Below are 16,996 nucleotides of genomic sequence, written 5' to 3'. Positions count from 1 at the left end.
GGTTAAGAAAGGTCCTATAAAAACAGCCATTGTAGATTGCAACTCCCTGGCCAATTTATAATAATTAAATAACGGCAGGAATTTATTCTCTATTAGCGCTTATAAATCAGTGCAGGGCTTGCTATTCATTGAATATAGTATTTCTGTACGCTACAACTTTTAACGTTTTTGCGCCCGGTACCAGCATGAGATCTCTGTGAAGAGGGCTCGGTACTAAAATTCGTTATTAATTTATTTTCGACTTGTGTATTTAAAAGGTTATTTATGAAAAAACATCTTTTAGCGATGGTAATAACTGCCATGGCGGCGAGCGGTATGACCTGCGCTGCGAATGCGGACACCACGACGGTCTCCGGCGGTACGGTGAATTTTACGGGGCAGGTTGTGAATGCCGCATGCTCCGTTTCCGCTGACTCTATCGATCAGACCGTAATCCTGAGCCAGGTTCGCACCAGCAAACTGACGGCATCTGGAATGGTTGCCAATCAGAAAGAAGATTTCTCAATCAAACTGGAGGACTGCGACACCACGGTCAGCCAGAATGCGGCGGTGATTTTTAATGGTCAGCAGGACAGCACGCTCGCAGGTTCGCTGGCGAACACCGCTGGCGCGGGTGCGGCGACAAACGTTGCGCTGCAGTTATATGGCCCGGATGGGCAGGTTCTGAATATCGGCGATACCTCCGGCACCATCACCCTGATTGATGGTGAAAACACCGTGCCGCTGAGCGTGGATTATGTCGCTACCGGCGCGGCCACGGCGGGTAACGTTGCGGCAACCGCGACCTTCAGTATGGTCTATTCCTGATTGGTATCCGCATCCCTCCGCTGTTGTCAGCGGAGGGATGCATTTCATCTTCTCCCTGGTTATCAAATAATGAGTACGCGAATTACCCCGATTTTATTTTCGTTCTTGCTGCTGGCGGCGTTGGGAATGACTCAACTGGCCCATGCGGGTGGCATCGCGCTGGGTTCGACCCGAGTTATTTATCCGCAGGGCGATAAGCAGGTTTCTCTGCCGGTGATTAACTCTTCCAGCAATAATGTATTTTTAATCCAGTCGTGGGTGGCGAACGCCGATGGCGGCAGAAGCGCAGATTTTGTCGTTACCCCGCCGCTGTTCGTCATTCAGCCGGGAAAAGAAAATCTGCTGCGTATCATGTACGTTGGCCCCTCGTTGCCGACAGATCGCGAAAGCGTCTTTTATCTCAACAGTAAGGCCATCCCTTCGGTTAATAAAAGTAAGCTGGCGGCTAATTCACTGCAAATCGCCACGCAAAGCGTTATTAAACTGTTTATTCGCCCTAAACACTTGTCTGTTGCCTCGGTAGACGCGCCGGGAATGTTACGCTGTCAGCGTGCCGGTGACCGCCTGAGTATCGCCAATCCTTCCCCGTATTATGTCTCGCTGGTTGATATTCATGTGGGCGGGCAGAAATTAGCCAATGCGATGGTGCCGCCGAAAAGCGAGATAAACTTGCACGGCGGAACAGGGCAGGTGACTTTCCAGTCGATTAACGATTTCGGCGCCACCACGCCGCAGCAAACCTGTCTGAGCCAGTAAGATTGTGTTGAAACTCGATGTCGCCGCTCGCCAGTTGACGGTGGGTAGACTACCTGCGCTTATCAGCCTGGCTCTAATCTCGGCAAGCGTATGTACGCTGCCGCGCGGCTGGGCGGAAAACTATTTTAACCCTGCCTTTTTATCTGACGACCCGTCGAAAATCGCTGACCTGTCGCATTTTGAGGGTAACGGTCAGGCGCCGGGAGTTTATCGGGTCGATGTCTACCTTAATGGCGCATTGCTGACGACGCGCGATATCGCTTTTCGCGCGAACCCGCAAGCTACCGATGGCTCAGGTCTACGCGCCTGCCTGACGCCCGAAATGCTCAACGGCATGAACGTGAATATCAGCGCGTTTCCACCGTTGGCGAAGGCAAGCGTGGGGGACTGCGTCGATCTCGCGGCGGCGATCCCTGCCGCCTCCAGCGCTTTTGACTTTAATCAGCAGCGGCTGAATATCAGCATTCCGCAGGCGGCGCTGAACACCCGGGCGCGGGGCTATATTCCGCCGCAAAACTGGGATGAAGGTATCAATGCATTGCTGCTCAACTATACGTTTACCGGCGCGAATAGCCGGGACCGTAGCGCTGGCGGCACCAATAGCGACAGCTACTTCCTGGGGCTTAACAGCGGCTTAAATCTTGGCGCCTGGCGTTTACGTGATTACTCGACATGGAACTACAACAGCGGTAATCAGCAGAATAAAAGCGACTTGCAGCACATCAGCACCTACATTGAACGTGATGTAGCGAAGTTAAAAGGCGAACTGACGGCAGGCGACAGCTATACCCCTGCAGGCGTTTTCGATAGCCTGCCGTTTCGCGGGCTACAGCTGGCGTCTGATGACAATATGCTGCCGGACAGCATGAAAGGCTTCGCGCCGACTATCCACGGCATCGCGAAAAGCAATGCCCAGGTGACGATTCGCCAGAATGGCTACACCATCGACCAGCGCTATGTACCGCCTGGCGCCTTCACTATTGACGATCTCTATCCGACCTCCTCCAGCGGCGATCTCAACGTCGAGCTCAAGGAGTCCGATGGCAGCATTTCCAGTTATAGCGTCCCTTATGCCGCCGTACCGGTTTTGCAACGCGAGGGGCGGGTGAAATACGCCGCCACTGCGGCGACCTATCGCGGCGATAGCAGCCAGAAGCGGGATGTGAGTTTCGGCCAGGCGACCCTGATGTGGGGGTTGCCGCACGGCTTTACGCTGTACGGCGGAACGCAGTTTGCCTCCGATTACCGCGCGCTGGCGCTGGGTACAGGGGCTAACTTCGGCGACTGGGGAGCGATTTCCGTCGATCTTACCCAGGCTTACAGCACTCTGGCGGATGAGAGCGAACATCAGGGACAATCGCTGCGCTTTTTATATGCCAAATCATTGAACGACCTGGGCACCCATTTTCAACTGTTGGGCTATCGCTACTCGACCTCTGGTTTTTATACGCTCGATGATACTGCGTGGAAGCGAATGTCAGGCTATAACGGCCAGCAGGACGACGACGGCGAGCGCGATGCCGGCGATGAATACAACCTCTACTACACCAAACGCGGCAAGGTGCAGGTCAATATCTCTCAGCAGTTCGGGCATTTTGGCTCGCTGTACATCACCGGCAGCCAACAGAGTTATTGGCACACCGATGAAAGCAATAAATTACTGCAAATTGGCTACAGCGACACGCTGGCCGGGGTCTCGTGGAGCCTGTCATATAGCAGCAGCCGCGCGCCCGGCGAGGAGGAACGCGACCAGGCTCTGGCGCTTAATATCTCGCTACCGCTCAGCCAGTGGCTTACCCACGGCGACGATATCACCCAGCGTCGTCATAACATTTATGCGACGTTTTCCACCAGTAGCGATGGACACGGCGGCGTAACGCAAAATAGCGGTATCAGCGGCACGTTGTTGGATCAAAACAATCTGAGCTACAGCGTGCTGCAGGGCTACCAGAATCAGGGCGTTGGCGAGAGCGGTTCCGCCAGCCTGGAATACGATGGCGCGAAGGGTAACCTGAATGTCGGCTACAACAACAGCAATCATGGCGATTATCGACAACTGAACTATGGCCTCAGCGGCGGCATGGTCGCGCATGCTCATGGTCTTACCCTCAGCCAGCCGTTGGGCGATACCAATGTTCTTATCGCCGTGCCGGGGGCTGGCAACGTTAATATCGAAGATCAGCCGGGGATCCACACCGATGGTCGCGGCTATGCGGTGGTGCCGTATGCCACGACCTATCGCCAGAACCGCATGGCGCTGGACGTTAATTCGCTAAAAGACGATGTCGATATCGATGATGCGGTGATCAATGTCGTTCCCACCCAAGGGGCGCTGGTGCTGGCGAACTTTACCGCTCGAGTCGGCGAGCGCGCGCTGTTGACGCTAAAACATGAAGGAAAACCGCTACCGTTCGGCGCCACGGTCACTATTGCTGGCGCGCCTGAAGAAGGCATCGTTGGCGACGACGGTGAAGTGTATCTTTCCGGCCTAAGCCCGCAGGGCACGCTGAAAGCGCAGTGGGGGCCGCAGCCCGACCAACAATGCCTCACTCATTATCATCTCCCCGACGTGAGCCAACCGCTGGCGCGTCAGCATCTGGAATGTCGCTAAATGAAGCCTGTCTCTTTTCTTGTTCTGTTAATGGGGCTGCTGCTGGCCCGCGGTAGTCTGGCAGCCGTTTGCCAGAATACCAATGGCTCGCCTGCGACGGTCGATTATGACCTGACGACGACGCTGACGGCAGCGCAAAATCAGGCCGGTTCGACCACTCAGCTGAGTAAAAACCAGGATGTAAACGTGCAGGCGATTTGCCCTGCGGGTTCTTCAGATTCCGGGCGGACGTTTCGTTCGTACGTGGCGTCCGCGCCGGTAGTGGAAACCAACGGCAGTTGGAAATATTTGCAGCTGGACGGTACCTATCTTGAAGGGGCGATGCGCATCGAAGACTCGGCGGCAGGGGAATTTTATCCGCCGATTGATTATGTCTATATGGGCTATGACGCCAACGTTAACAATGGCTCACCATTCCCGGTACATGATTCAAACCTGGTATTTCAGCTTAAGGTGGTTAAGCCATTTATTGGCACGGTAAATATCGAACCGAAGACCATGTTTAACGTTTATGTCACCACCACCGGGGATGATCCGCTGAGTACCGTGGTATACAGCATTGTCTACAGCGGCAGCGTGACCGTGCCGCAAAGCTGCGAGATTAACGCCGGACAAACCATCCTCGTTGATTTTGGCTCGCTGTACAGCGGTGGTTTCAATCGCGTCGGAGAAAAACCAACCGGTGTCCGTAATAAAAGATTCACCGTGCCGGTGAAGTGCAGTGGGGTGGATTCACAGGTTAGCCTGAGTCTGCGGTTGATAGCCACCGCCGATAGCCACTTAAGCCAGGCTATCGCCACCGATAATCCTGATGTTGGCGTGGTGGTCGAAAGCAGCGATGGCACGGTATTAACACCCAATGACGCCAGCAGCGTCGAGCCTTTTACTACCGATGAAAACGGACAGGCGCCCCTTTCCCTGCAAGCGTATCCGGTCAGCACCACCGGCCAGACGCCGGCGGAAGGCGCTTTTACCGCGTTGGCTAACTTACGGGTGGATTTCGATTAATGCGCCTGTTTCAGTACTTCATCTTACTTATCCTGCTGTGCGGTAACGGCTGCTACGCCGACGATAGCGGTTACAACCTGGAATTTACCGGCACGATTGTCGCGCAAACCTGCGATGTCGAAATTTCCAGCCTCAGCCAGAGTATCGATTTAGGTCAGTTCTCGGTGGAGGATTTCCCCTCTACCGGTACGACGACGAAGTTCAAGCCGTTCAACATCAATCTAAAAAACTGCTCGCGGGGCATTACCGGCAGCAAAATCTGGTTTACCGGCACTGCCGACAGCGACAACCCGGCGCTACTGGCGCTGAGTGACACCGGGATGGGTAGCGAAAAAATGCTGGCTGGCGGCGTTGGCGTGGAGATCCTTGATGAGGACCAGGATGCCGTCAGCATCAATAACACCAGCTCGGTAGTCTATCCGCTGAAAACGGGCCGCAACACCTTATCGTTTTATATCCGCTACAAATCTACCCGACCAACCGTGACCTCCGGCAATGCGACGGCGGTGATGTATTTCGATCTGCAATATGAATAGGCGCGCGGCAATGATCAAACAACTGTGCTTCTGCTATGGGCTTCTTCTGGCGGTAAGCGGCGCGCTGGCGCATGACGGGAGGGTTTATGTGACGGGAACGATTACCGACAACACCTGCACGCTGTCGCCGGATTCCGAAAACATTCAGGTCGATATGGGAACCGTCAGCAACCGCCAGTTTTATCAAACCGGGGCCGGCGCGGAATGGCAGCCATTTTCAATCACGCTGCAAAATTGCGGTAGCACCGCCAGCGGCGTAACGCTGAGCTTTAACGGCGTCAGCGACTCGCAAAGCGGTGACCTTTTCGCATTGGATAGTGGAGCGAACGCGGCCTCTGGTATCGGGATTGCGTTATACGACAAGAACAAACAACAGATCGCGCCGGGGGCGCAAAGCGATGTGCAGGCGCTAAGCGCGGGCGCAGCGTCCCAACGTTTACAGTTTTATGCCCGCTATGTGGCTGATGGCGCCCCGGTGGCGCCGGGTGTAGCCGATGCTTCCGCGACTTTTGTGCTGAGTTATGAATAGACGACTTTTCTGCTGGTTTTGGCTCTGGCTGTTGCCCTTTGGAATAAGTCATGCGGGCGTGGTGATTGGCGGCACGCGTTTTATTTATCACGCTGAGCGGACGACGCTGAGCGTTCCGCTACGCAATACCTCTGAGAGCGACTGGCTGGTGGACAGCCACGTGCTGAGCGGTGGACGCTGGCCAGGCGCTGATAATTTGTCACCCCGTAAACCGCCATTCGTGGTCACGCCGCCGCTCTTCTTATTGCGCGCAGGGCAGGAGAACACGCTGCGTGTCGCGTGGAGCGGCGAGGCGCTGGCGCAGGATCGTGAAACTTTGTTCACCCTGAGTATTGCCGCTATTCCATCGGGAAAAACCGGCGTCAATAGCGTGCAGATGGCCTTTCGCTCGGCGTTAAAGCTGATTTATCGGCCCGTAGGGCTAACCGGCGATCCGCAGCAGGCTTATCGCCAATTAGCCTGGAACTTAACGGCGGATGGTCTGACGGTACGCAATGCCGGGCCCTACTACGTCACCCTCTTTTCAACCCGCGTCAACGGTGCGCCTATAGACGCCGCGGGGATGGTCGCGCCCTTTTCTACCCGCCGCACGTCGTGGTGTCGACTGGCGACACGCTGCGTCGTGCGCTGGCAAAGTCTCAACGATGCCGGAGGAGTAATGCCGCCGGTTACGGTAACGGCGCAACGGTGATGACGATTTTACTCAGCCCCTGTGGGCATCCCCTGAACTTAATAATGAGAACTCAATAATGCGCAAACTTTCCTGTAAATCGGCGGTGTGCATGGCGCTTGGCGGCGTCATCTCTTTTTCCGTACTGGCGGCGAATACCACTCCAGCTGCCAGCGATATTGGACCGGCCGCGGAAGCCTATATCGCCAGCCATCCTGATAAAGTCGGCGAAGCGGTGGCGACGTATCTGGCGGATCATCCGGAATTCCTGATTGCCGCCAGCGAAACGCTACATCAGCGCCAGCAGGTCGCCCAGAAGCAGGCTTATGCGCAGCTGGCGCTGCAGTACCGCTCTGAGCTGCTGAGCGATAGCTCTCCCTCCGTTGGCCCGGCGGATGCCAAAGCAGCGGTGGTGATGTTTTTTGATTACCAGTGTTCCTGGTGCAGCAAGATGTCGCCCGTGGTGGAGGAGCTCGTGAAATCCAATCCTGACACGCGTTTTATCTTTAAAGAGTTCCCGATTTTTTCATCCCGCTGGCCGGTGTCAGGTCTGGCGGCGAGGGTCGGTGAACAAGTGTGGTTGAAGGATGGCGGCACGAAATATTTGGCCTGGCATAATGCGCTGTACGCTTCCGGCAAAGTGGAGGGGCAGTTAACCGAGCAGGATGTTTACACGCTGGCGTCGCATTATCTCACCCAGCCGCAAATGACGGCGGTAAAAACCGCCGAGCAGAGCGGGGCGGTGCATGACGCGCTGATGAGCAATCAGGCGCTGGCTCAACATATGAACTTTTCCGGTACTCCGGCTTTTGTGGTCATGCCGCAGGCTGCCGCTCCGGACGCCGGTCGTATCTCGGTAGTGCCGGGCAGTACGTCGCAGGATGCGTTGCAGATGGCGATTCAGAAAGCTAAAGGCTAAGTCTCAGCGACCGGGGCGCGGTTCCCGGTTATCTGCTTCCTCCGACCGAGGATTTCGCGTATGCAATTCAAGAAACGCTGGTTAGGGCTGGCGGCCATTTCACTGTTCACGATCGGCGGCGTGCGGGCGCACACTGTCGGTAATATCCAATTTTTTGGCAACGTAGTTACTGAAAGCTGCTGGAACGAAACGGAAAGTAGTGAGATTTTTTGCCAGCGCGCCGATCGCATCGAACGCCACGTGATTGTGGAAAATATCACGACTTCGCTGGCCTCAGCTTACGCGACGGTGGAAAAAAGCTATCTCGATACCGACAAGCAGCTCACCCTGCTACGGGTGGTCTATGATTAACGAGAGGCGTTTATAGCTCGGAAAAAATGAGTGTAATGGCAACTTAAATCTGATTTTTTCGATGTGTTAGCGGTTGTATCATACTTTTATCGAGTTATTGACCAACAAGGTGAGAGTAAAAGTGAAACATCTGCAACGATTTTTCAGTAGCGATGCTTCCGGGGGCATTATCTTAATCTGCGCCGCCGCGCTGGCGATGATTATGGCCAATAGCGGCGTCACCAGCGGTCTGTATCATGCTTTTTTGGAAACGCCGGTACAGCTGCGCGTCGGTGCGCTGGAAATTAACAAAAACATGCTGTTGTGGATCAACGATGCGCTGATGGCGGTGTTTTTCCTGTTAATTGGTCTGGAGGTTAAGCGTGAGATGATCCAGGGGGCGCTTGCCAGTCGCCGTCAGGCGGTGTTCCCGGTGGTTGCCGCGATTGGCGGCATGGTGGTGCCTGCGCTTATCTACTTAGCCTTCAATGCCCAGGATCCCGTTGCGCGGGAAGGGTGGGCGATCCCGGCGGCGACAGATATCGCCTTCGCGCTTGGCGTTTTGGCGCTATTAGGCAACCGTGTACCAACGGCGCTGAAAATTTTCCTGATGGCGCTGGCTATCATCGATGACCTTGGGGCGATCGTTATTATTGCGCTGTTTTATACCAACGATCTATCGGTGCTATCGCTGGCCGTCGCCGCAGGCGCGATTGTGGTGCTGGCGGCGCTTAATCTGAGCGGCGTGCGGCGCACCGGTATCTATATACTGGTAGGCGCGGTGCTGTGGACGGCGGTACTGAAATCCGGCGTACATGCGACCCTGGCGGGGGTTATCGTCGGTTTTATGATTCCGTTGAAGGAGCAGAATGGCAAATCGCCAGCGAAGCAGCTTGAACATGTGCTGCATCCGTGGGTCGCGTTTCTTATCCTGCCGCTGTTTGCTTTTGCCAATGCCGGAGTTTCGCTGCAGGGCGTCACATTCGCGGGGCTGACCTCACTGCTGCCGCTGGGGATTATCGCCGGGCTGTTTGTCGGTAAGCCGCTTGGCATCAGCCTGTTCTGCTGGCTGGCGCTGAAGTTTAAGTGGGCCTCGCTGCCGCCAGGAACCCGCTTCCCGCAGATTATGGCGGTCGGCGTACTGTGCGGAATCGGCTTCACCATGTCGATTTTCATCGCCACGCTCGCTTTTAGCAGCGTGGATCCCGGATTGATCAACTGGGCTAAGCTGGGCATTCTGATAGGGTCTATCCTGTCTGCCGTCATCGGCTACATGATTCTGCGTAAGCGCGAAACGGATCTTACTCACAGCGTGTAACTTCATCGGGAGGGCCTGTGGGCTCTCCCGGACATATCAGGGAGGGATGCATGTCGCATATCAATTACAACCATTTGTACTACTTTTGGCACGTCTACCGTGAAGGCTCGGTCGTCGGCGCCGCCGAGGCGCTCTATTTGACGCCGCAGACGATCACCGGGCAAATAAAAGCGCTGGAAGAGCGACTGCAGGGAAAGCTTTTTAAACGCAAAGGGCGAGGTCTGGAACCGAGCGAATTGGGTGAGCTGGTATTTCGCTACGCGGATCGCATGTTTACGCTGAGCCAGGAGATGCTCGATATCGTCAATTACCGCAAAGAGTCGAACCTGCTATTTGATGTCGGCGTCGCCGATGCGCTTTCCAAGCGGTTAGTGAGCGGCGTGCTGGATGCCGCAGTAGTGGAAGATGAGCAAATTCATCTGCGCTGTTTTGAATCCACCCACGAGATGCTGCTGGAGCAACTGAGCCAGCATAAGCTGGATATGATTATCTCCGATTGCCCAATTGACTCTACTCAGCAGGAAGGGCTGTTCTCGGTGAAAATCGGCGAGTGCGGGGTCAGCTTCTGGTGTATGAATCCGCCGCCGGAAAAAGCGTTTCCCGCCTGTCTTGAGGAGCGTCGCCTGCTTATTCCCGGCCGTCGTTCAATGCTCGGGCGCAAGCTGCTGAACTGGTTTAATTCGCAGGGGCTACAGGTGGAAATTCTCGGCGAGTTCGACGATGCGGCGCTCATGAAAGCCTTCGGCGCGGCGCACAACGCGATTTTTGTGGCGCCAACCCTCTATGCTCACGATTTTTATGCCGATGAGTCGATTGTGGAAATCGGGCGCATGGAGAACGTGATGGAGGAGTATCACGCTATTTTTGCCGAACGAATGATTCAGCATCCTGCGGTACAGCGTATCTGCAATCGCGATTATTCATCGCTGTTTGCGCAGCCGCAAAGTTAAGCGCGACTATGGCCGGCAGAGGTCGGCCCAGACGAACAACAGACATAAAAAAACCCGCTTTCGCGGGTTTCTTTAACAAAGTTCAGCAAGCGGGCGATTAAGCCAGTTTGTTGATCTGTGCAGTCAGGTTTGCTTTATGACGCGCAGCTTTGTTTTTGTGGATCAGACCTTTAGCAGCCTGACGGTCCACGATTGGTTGCATTTCGTTAAATGCTTTCAGTGCAGCAGCTTTGTCGCCAGCTTCGATAGCTGCGTATACTTTCTTGATGAAAGTACGCATCATAGAGCGACGGCTTGCGTTGTGCTTGCGAGCCTTTTCAGACTGAACGGCGCGCTTCTTAGCTGATTTGATATTAGCCAAGGTCCAACTCCCAAATGTGTTCTATATGGACAATTCAAAGGCCGAGGAATATGCCCGTTTAGCCTTCTTTTGTCAATGGATTTGTGCAAATAAGCGCCGTTTAAGATAACGAGGCTTCATTACGTAGTGATGGCGCAAGATTCTACCAGCTTGTTGTAGTCGAATACAGTCTTTCCACCATAAAAATCGACGGCCGCGTATAGTTTTTCCTGCATTCTTACGCTGAGTGAATGAATTAGCAGGAACTTTCGTAATCGAGGTGCAATCGCTGGTTAACGTCGCCTGTTGTACAAGGTATACTCGGACGATTTTCACTGTTTTGAGCCAGACATGAAGCTGATACGCGGCATACATAATCTCAGTCAGGCCCCGCACGGGTGCGTGCTGACCATTGGAAATTTCGACGGCGTGCATCGCGGGCATCAGGCGCTGCTGCAGCGCCTGCGCGCAGAGGGCCGCCAGCTCGGTCTGCCGGTTGTGGTGATGATTTTTGAGCCGCAGCCGCTGGAGCTGTTTGCCGCCGATAAAGCGCCGGCGCGGATCACGCGGCTGCGTGAAAAGCTGGGCTACCTGGCGGAAAGCGGCGTCGACTACGTGCTGTGTGTCCGTTTCGACCGGCGTTTCGCCGCGCTGACGGCGCAAGATTTTATCAGCGAACTGCTGGTGCGCCAGCTTGGCGTGCAGTTCCTTGCCGTGGGGGATGATTTCCGCTTTGGCGCTGGTCGTCAGGGGGATTTCTTGTTATTACAGAAGGCCGGGGCGGAGTACGGTTTTGACGTCACCAGCACTCAGACCTTCTGTGAAGGCGGCGTACGTATTAGCAGCACCGCGGTGCGTCAGGCGCTGGCCGACGATGACCTCGCGCAGGCGGAAAACCTGCTGGGGCATCCGTTTACCATCTCTGGTCGCGTCGTCCACGGCGATGAGCTGGGGCGCACCATAGGTTTCCCGACGGCGAACTTACCGCTGCGTCGTCAGGTTTCCCCGGTTAAAGGGGTCTTTGCGGTAGAAGTGGCAGGGCTCGGCGATAAGCCATTACCCGGCGTCGCCAACATTGGCACTCGTCCAACGGTCTCTGGCGTGCGACAGCAGCTGGAAGTTCACCTTCTGGACGTTGTAATGGACCTCTACGGTCGCCATATAGATGTAATACTGCGTAAAAAAATACGTAACGAGCAGCGTTTTGCGTCGCTGGATGAGCTAAAAGCGCAAATCGCACGAGATGAGTTAACGGCCCGCGAGTACTTTGGGCTCACCAGGCAGGGATAATCCTACTGGTATTTATCAAACCGAAATAACGGAACCGAGAATCTGATGAGTGACTATAAATCCACCCTGAATTTGCCGGAAACAGGGTTCCCGATGCGTGGCGATCTCGCCAAACGCGAACCGGGAATGCTGGCGCGTTGGACCGATGATGACCTGTACGGCATCATCCGTGCGGCGAAAAAAGGCAAAAAAACCTTCATTCTGCATGATGGCCCTCCTTATGCGAATGGCAGCATTCATATTGGTCACTCGGTTAACAAGATTCTGAAAGACATTATCGTTAAGTCCAAAGGACTGACGGGTTTTGACTCGCCGTACGTTCCGGGTTGGGACTGCCACGGTCTGCCGATCGAACTGAAAGTCGAGCAGCAATACGGTAAGCCGGGCGAGAAATTCACCGCTGCAGAATTCCGCGCCAAGTGCCGTGAATATGCCGCCGAGCAGATCGACGGCCAGCGTAAAGACTTTATCCGCCTGGGCGTACTGGGCGACTGGTCGCGTCCGTACCTGACCATGGACTTCAAAACTGAAGCCAATATCATCCGCGCGCTGGGTAAAATCATCGGCAACGGTCACCTGCATAAAGGCGCTAAGCCGGTGCACTGGTGCGTTGACTGCCGTTCCGCGCTGGCGGAAGCGGAAGTTGAGTATTATGACAAAACGTCTCCGTCTATCGATGTGGCGTTCCACGCGGTAGATAAAGCCGCGGTACTGGCCAAGTTCGGCGTAGCCGACGTCACTGGCCCGGTTTCGCTGGTTATCTGGACCACGACGCCGTGGACCCTGCCGGCTAACCGCGCCATCTCTCTGTCGCCTGAGTTCGACTATGCGCTGGTGCAGGTTGACGGTCAGGCGCTGATCCTGGCGAAAGACCTGGTTGAGAGCGTGATGCAGCGCATTGGCGTGGCGGATTACACCATCCTGGCGGCGGTACAAGGTTCCGAACTTGAACTGATGCGCTTCAAGCATCCGTTCCTCGATTTTGACGTGCCGGCTATCCTTGGCGACCACGTGACGTTGGACGCGGGTACCGGTGCGGTGCATACCGCCGGCGGCCACGGTCCGGACGACTACACTATCAGCCAGAAATATGGTCTGGAAATCGCCAACCCGGTTGGCCCGGACGGTTCTTACCTGCCAGGTACTTACCCGTCTCTGGACGGTATCAACGTCTTCAAAGCCAACGACATCATCGTTGAGATGCTGCGTGACAGCGGCGCGCTGCTGCACGTGGAAAAAATGCAGCACAGCTATCCGTGCTGCTGGCGCCACAAATCGCCGATCATCTTCCGCGCCACCCCGCAGTGGTTCGTCAGCATGGATCAGAAAGGCCTGCGCGCGCAGTCTCTGAAAGAGATCAAAGGCGTGCAGTGGATCCCGGACTGGGGCCAGGCGCGTATCGAATCGATGGTAGCCAACCGTCCTGACTGGTGTATCTCCCGTCAGCGTACCTGGGGCGTGCCGATGTCGCTGTTCGTGCATAAAGAAACTCACGAACTGCATCCGCGTACCCTCGAACTGATGGAAGAAGTGGCGAAACGCGTTGAAGTTGACGGCATCCAGGCATGGTGGGATCTCGATTCCCGCGACATCCTCGGCGCTGACGCCGACAGCTACGAAAAAGTGCCGGATACCCTCGACGTGTGGTTTGACTCCGGGTCTACCCACTCTTCGGTGGTTGATGTGCGTCCGGAATTCGCCGGTCACGCCGCGGACATGTATCTGGAAGGCTCCGATCAGCATCGCGGCTGGTTCATGTCTTCGCTGATGATCTCCACGGCGATGAAAGGCAAAGCGCCATATCGTCAGGTACTGACCCACGGCTTCACCGTCGACGGTCAGGGCCGCAAAATGTCCAAGTCTATCGGTAACACCGTTAGCCCGCAGGACGTGATGAACAAACTGGGTGCCGATATTCTGCGTCTGTGGGTGGCTTCCACCGACTACACCGGCGAAATGGCGGTCTCCGATGAGATCCTCAAACGCGCCGCGGACAGCTATCGTCGTATCCGTAACACCGCGCGCTTCCTGCTGGCGAACCTTAACGGTTTCGATCCGGCAAAAGACATGGTCAAACCGGAAGAGATGGTCGTTCTGGATCGCTGGGCGGTCGGCTGCGCGCAGGCGGCTCAGGAAGATATCCTCAAAGCCTACGAATCCTACGACTTCCACGAAGTGGTACAGCGCCTGATGCGCTTCTGCTCCATCGAGATGGGTTCGTTCTACCTCGATATTATCAAGGACCGCCAGTACACCGCGAAAGCGGACAGCGTGGCGCGCCGCAGCTGCCAGACCGCGCTGTTCCACATTGTGGAAGCGTTGGTGCGCTGGATGGCGCCGATCATGTCCTTCACCGCGGACGAAATCTGGGGCTACCTGCCGGGCGAGCGTGAAAAATACGTCTTTACCGGCGAGTGGTATGAAGGCCTGTTCGGCCTGGCCGACGACGAAGCGATGAACGACGGTTTCTGGGATGAACTGCTGAAAGTGCGCGGCGAAGTCAACAAGGTGATTGAGCAGGCGCGTGCGGACAAGAAAGTTGGCGGTTCTCTGGAAGCGGCGGTTACGCTGTATGCCGATGCCGAACTGGCGGCCAAGCTCAACGCGCTGGGCGAAGAATTGCGATTTGTCCTGTTGACCTCCGGCGCTAACGTTGCCGATTATGCACAGGCGCCGGCTGATGCCTGGCAGAGCGATCTGCTGAAAGGGCTGAAAGTGGTTCTGAGCAAAGCCGAAGGCGAGAAATGCCCACGCTGCTGGCATTACACCAGCGACGTCGGCAAGGTGGCGGAACACGCGGAAATCTGCGGTCGCTGTGTCAGTAACGTCGCCGGTGACGGCGAGCAACGTAAATTCGCCTGATGAGTAAATCGATCTGTTCAACGGGGCTACGCTGGCTGTGGGTCGTCGTAGCCGTGCTGATTATCGATCTGGGCAGCAAATTCCTGATCCTCCAGAACTTCGCTCTGGGGGAGACGGTATCGCTGTTTCCATCGCTTAATCTGCATTATGCGCGCAACTACGGCGCGGCTTTTAGCTTCCTCGCCGATAGCGGCGGCTGGCAGCGCTGGTTCTTCGCCGGGATTGCGGTCGGCATCTGTGTGGTGTTGACGGTGCTGATGTACCGTTCGAAGGCGACGCAAAAGCTGAACAACATTGCCTACGCGCTGATCATTGGCGGCGCGTTAGGGAATTTGTTCGACCGCCTGTGGCACGGCTTTGTGGTCGATATGATCGACTTTTACGTCGGCGACTGGCATTTCGCCACCTTCAACCTTGCCGATAGCGCCATCTGCATCGGCGCGGCGCTGATTGTGCTGGAAGGTTTCTTGCCTTCCAGTGATAAAAAAACAGCATAAAAAATTGCCGGATGGCGACGCTAAAGCGTCTTATCCGGCCTACAGTATACATCGGCCCTTATTGCCCGGTAAGCGCAGCGCCACCGGGCAACAAGTGGCGGTAATGTAAAAGAGCAAACCTGCATGTCTAACTCTGTACAGAGCAACAGCGCGGTGCTGGTGCACTTCACGCTAAAACTGGATGATGGCTCCACCGCCGAGTCCACGCGCGGCAACGGTAAACCGGCGCTGTTTCGTCTCGGCGACGCCTCGCTTTCCGAAGGGCTGGAACAGCATCTGCTGGGGTTGAAAGCCGGCGATAAAACCACTTTCTCGCTGGAACCTGACGCCGCATTCGGCGTACCGACTCCGGACCTGATCCAATATTTCTCTCGCCGCGAGTTTATCGACGCCGGCGAGCCGGAAATTGGCGCAATTATGCTCTTTACCGCAATGGATGGCAGCGAAATGCCCGGCGTGATCCGCGAAGTGAACGGCGACTCTATTACCGTTGATTTCAACCATCCGCTGGCCGGGCGCACCGTTCATTTTGATATTGAAGTGCTGGAAGTCGATCCGGCGCTGGAGGGGTAAGATGCAGATCCTGTTGGCTAACCCGCGCGGTTTTTGCGCCGGCGTTGACCGCGCTATCAGCATTGTCGAAAACGCGCTGACGCTGTACGGCGCGCCAATCTACGTTCGTCACGAAGTCGTCCATAACCGCTACGTCGTCGATAGCCTGCGTCAGCGTGGAGCGATTTTTATCGAACAGATTAGCGAAGTGCCGGACGGCGCGATCCTGATTTTCTCTGCTCACGGCGTTTCACAGGCGGTACGCAATGAAGCGAAGAGTCGTGACCTGACGGTTTTCGACGCCACCTGTCCGCTGGTGACCAAAGTCCATATGGAAGTCGCCCGCGCCAGCCGCCGCGGCGAAGAGTCGATCCTGATCGGCCACGCCGGGCATCCGGAAGTTGAAGGCACCATGGGTCAGTACAATAACCCGGAAGGGGGCATGTACCTGGTTGAGTCGCCGGAAGATGTGCTGACGCTGGAAGTGAAAAACGATGCCCGACTGTCGTTTATGACTCAGACCACGCTCTCCGTCGACGATACTTCTGACGTTATCGACGCGCTGCGCGAGCGCTTCCCGAAAATCGTCGGCCCGCGTAAAGACGATATTTGCTACGCCACGACTAACCGTCAGGAAGCCGTACGCGCGCTGGCGGAACAGGCTGACGTGGTGCTGGTGGTCGGTTCGAAAAACTCCTCTAACTCTAACCGTCTGGCCGAACTGGCGCAGCGGATGGGGAAAGCGGCTTATCTTATCGACGATGCCACCGATATTCAGGAACAGTGGGTGAAATCCGCTGCCTGCGTTGGAGTAACGGCGGGCGCGTCGGCCCCGGATATCCTGGTGCAGAACGTGATTGCCCGCCTGCAGGAGCTGGGCGGCGGTGAAGCGGTGCCGCTGGAAGGCCGTGAAGAGAATATCGTTTTTGAAGTGCCGAAAGAGCTGCGTGTGGATGTCCGTGAAGTAGAGTAAGTTCTTTCATCCATCAGTATGAGAAGATGCCAGACTTAACGTCTGGCA

Annotated in this window: 17 protein-coding genes; 16 read left to right on the top strand and 1 reads right to left on the bottom strand. The window is 55.7% G+C overall.

The genetic code is table 11. From position 1 onward, the window contains the following. Window positions 1–264: 264 nt before the first annotated feature. From ABLV66_RS21500 to nhaR, 11 genes are all read left to right on the top strand, one after another. Window positions 265–807 carry a fimbrial protein BcfA gene (locus ABLV66_RS21500; protein ID WP_047043942.1) on the top strand — a complete coding sequence of 181 codons (543 nt, stop codon included), beginning with the start codon at window positions 265–267 and terminating at the stop codon, window positions 805–807. A 69-nt stretch (window positions 808–876) separates the two neighbouring features. Continuing rightward, the gene (locus tag ABLV66_RS21495) at window positions 877–1,563 is read left to right on the top strand and encodes a fimbria/pilus periplasmic chaperone (protein ID WP_045395831.1); all 687 of its coding nucleotides are present in this window, start codon (window positions 877–879) and stop codon (window positions 1,561–1,563) included. Between the two features lie 7 nt (window positions 1,564–1,570). After that, window positions 1,571–4,174, top strand: coding sequence for a fimbrial biogenesis usher protein (locus tag ABLV66_RS21490; RefSeq protein ID WP_348876906.1), 2,604 nt, complete (start codon window positions 1,571–1,573; stop codon window positions 4,172–4,174). Continuing rightward, window positions 4,175–5,182 carry a fimbrial protein BcfD gene (locus tag ABLV66_RS21485; protein ID WP_348876898.1) on the top strand — a complete coding sequence of 336 codons (1,008 nt, stop codon included), beginning with the start codon at window positions 4,175–4,177 and terminating at the stop codon, window positions 5,180–5,182. Continuing rightward, entirely contained in the window at window positions 5,182–5,718 is a 537-nt protein-coding gene (locus ABLV66_RS21480) for a fimbrial protein BcfE (protein WP_047043949.1), read from the top strand. The genes ABLV66_RS21485 and ABLV66_RS21480 overlap by 1 nt, the downstream gene beginning before the upstream one ends. A 10-nt stretch (window positions 5,719–5,728) precedes the next feature. After that, complete coding sequence (locus tag ABLV66_RS21475) at window positions 5,729–6,247, top strand: fimbrial protein BcfF (protein WP_047065107.1); 519 nt, start codon at window positions 5,729–5,731, stop codon at window positions 6,245–6,247. Continuing rightward, the gene (locus tag ABLV66_RS21470; RefSeq protein ID WP_348876899.1) at window positions 6,240–6,938 is read left to right on the top strand and encodes a pili/flagellar-assembly chaperone; all 699 of its coding nucleotides are present in this window, start codon (window positions 6,240–6,242) and stop codon (window positions 6,936–6,938) included. Before ABLV66_RS21475 ends, ABLV66_RS21470 begins: the two co-directional genes overlap by 8 nt. A gap of 58 nt (window positions 6,939–6,996) precedes the next feature. Then, window positions 6,997–7,836, top strand: a complete 840-nt coding sequence (locus tag ABLV66_RS21465) for a DsbA family protein (RefSeq protein WP_348876900.1) — start codon at window positions 6,997–6,999, stop codon at window positions 7,834–7,836. A gap of 60 nt (window positions 7,837–7,896) precedes the next feature. Then, entirely contained in the window at window positions 7,897–8,187 is a 291-nt protein-coding gene (locus ABLV66_RS21460) for a hypothetical protein (RefSeq protein WP_045395811.1), read from the top strand. Between the two features lie 121 nt (window positions 8,188–8,308). Then, window positions 8,309–9,484: a Na+/H+ antiporter NhaA gene (gene nhaA / locus ABLV66_RS21455; RefSeq protein ID WP_348876901.1), complete on the top strand. Its 1,176-nt coding sequence runs from the start codon at window positions 8,309–8,311 to the stop codon at window positions 9,482–9,484. Between the two features lie 50 nt (window positions 9,485–9,534). Then, window positions 9,535–10,434 carry a transcriptional activator NhaR gene (gene nhaR, locus ABLV66_RS21450; RefSeq protein WP_045395806.1) on the top strand — a complete coding sequence of 300 codons (900 nt, stop codon included), beginning with the start codon at window positions 9,535–9,537 and terminating at the stop codon, window positions 10,432–10,434. Between the two features lie 97 nt (window positions 10,435–10,531). Here nhaR and rpsT read toward each other — a convergent pair whose 3' ends face one another. Further along, complete coding sequence (rpsT, locus tag ABLV66_RS21445) at window positions 10,532–10,795, bottom strand: 30S ribosomal protein S20 (RefSeq protein ID WP_001518655.1); 264 nt, start codon at window positions 10,793–10,795, stop codon at window positions 10,532–10,534. Window positions 10,796–11,125: 330 nt separating this feature from the next. Between rpsT and ribF the strand changes: the two genes are divergently transcribed. The 5 genes from ribF (at window position 11,126) to ispH (ending at window position 16,948) form a co-directional block, all read left to right on the top strand. Then, window positions 11,126–12,064: a bifunctional riboflavin kinase/FAD synthetase gene (ribF, locus tag ABLV66_RS21440; RefSeq protein WP_045378895.1), complete on the top strand. Its 939-nt coding sequence runs from the start codon at window positions 11,126–11,128 to the stop codon at window positions 12,062–12,064. A gap of 45 nt (window positions 12,065–12,109) precedes the next feature. After that, window positions 12,110–14,926: an isoleucine--tRNA ligase gene (gene ileS / locus ABLV66_RS21435; protein WP_047077993.1), complete on the top strand. Its 2,817-nt coding sequence runs from the start codon at window positions 12,110–12,112 to the stop codon at window positions 14,924–14,926. Beyond that, on the top strand, window positions 14,926–15,423 hold the full coding sequence (lspA, locus tag ABLV66_RS21430) for a signal peptidase II (RefSeq protein WP_045395800.1): 498 nt from the start codon (window positions 14,926–14,928) through the stop codon (window positions 15,421–15,423). Before ileS ends, lspA begins: the two co-directional genes overlap by 1 nt. A gap of 123 nt (window positions 15,424–15,546) precedes the next feature. Next, a complete protein-coding gene (gene fkpB / locus ABLV66_RS21425) occupies window positions 15,547–15,996 on the top strand; it encodes an FKBP-type peptidyl-prolyl cis-trans isomerase (protein ID WP_047043962.1) in 450 nt (149 codons plus the stop codon). Between the two features lies 1 nt (window position 15,997). Continuing rightward, entirely contained in the window at window positions 15,998–16,948 is a 951-nt protein-coding gene (gene ispH, locus ABLV66_RS21420) for a 4-hydroxy-3-methylbut-2-enyl diphosphate reductase (protein ID WP_015368325.1), read from the top strand. The last annotated feature ends 48 nt before the right edge of the window (window positions 16,949–16,996 follow it).

This window comes from Klebsiella sp. CN_Kp073, from assembly GCF_040065495.2.
Classification (GTDB): Bacteria; Pseudomonadota; Gammaproteobacteria; order Enterobacterales; family Enterobacteriaceae; genus Klebsiella; species Klebsiella aerogenes.
Note: the sequence above shows the minus strand (reverse complement) of the source record. Positions and strands in the feature narration are given on the sequence as shown.

Coding starts and splice junctions, on each gene's coding strand:
- ABLV66_RS21500 (WP_047043942.1), top strand. CDS start 265: ATGAAAAAACATCTTTTAGCGATGGTAATAACTGCCATGGCGGCGAGC.
- ABLV66_RS21495 (WP_045395831.1), top strand. CDS start 877: ATGAGTACGCGAATTACCCCGATTTTATTTTCGTTCTTGCTGCTGGCG.
- ABLV66_RS21485 (WP_348876898.1), top strand. CDS start 4,175: ATGAAGCCTGTCTCTTTTCTTGTTCTGTTAATGGGGCTGCTGCTGGCC.
- ABLV66_RS21480 (WP_047043949.1), top strand. CDS start 5,182: ATGCGCCTGTTTCAGTACTTCATCTTACTTATCCTGCTGTGCGGTAAC.
- ABLV66_RS21475 (WP_047065107.1), top strand. CDS start 5,729: ATGATCAAACAACTGTGCTTCTGCTATGGGCTTCTTCTGGCGGTAAGC.
- ABLV66_RS21470 (WP_348876899.1), top strand. CDS start 6,240: ATGAATAGACGACTTTTCTGCTGGTTTTGGCTCTGGCTGTTGCCCTTT.
- ABLV66_RS21465 (WP_348876900.1), top strand. CDS start 6,997: ATGCGCAAACTTTCCTGTAAATCGGCGGTGTGCATGGCGCTTGGCGGC.
- ABLV66_RS21460 (WP_045395811.1), top strand. CDS start 7,897: ATGCAATTCAAGAAACGCTGGTTAGGGCTGGCGGCCATTTCACTGTTC.
- nhaR (WP_045395806.1), top strand. CDS start 9,535: ATGTCGCATATCAATTACAACCATTTGTACTACTTTTGGCACGTCTAC.
- ribF (WP_045378895.1), top strand. CDS start 11,126: ATGAAGCTGATACGCGGCATACATAATCTCAGTCAGGCCCCGCACGGG.
- ileS (WP_047077993.1), top strand. CDS start 12,110: ATGAGTGACTATAAATCCACCCTGAATTTGCCGGAAACAGGGTTCCCG.
- lspA (WP_045395800.1), top strand. CDS start 14,926: ATGAGTAAATCGATCTGTTCAACGGGGCTACGCTGGCTGTGGGTCGTC.
- fkpB (WP_047043962.1), top strand. CDS start 15,547: ATGTCTAACTCTGTACAGAGCAACAGCGCGGTGCTGGTGCACTTCACG.
- ispH (WP_015368325.1), top strand. CDS start 15,998: ATGCAGATCCTGTTGGCTAACCCGCGCGGTTTTTGCGCCGGCGTTGAC.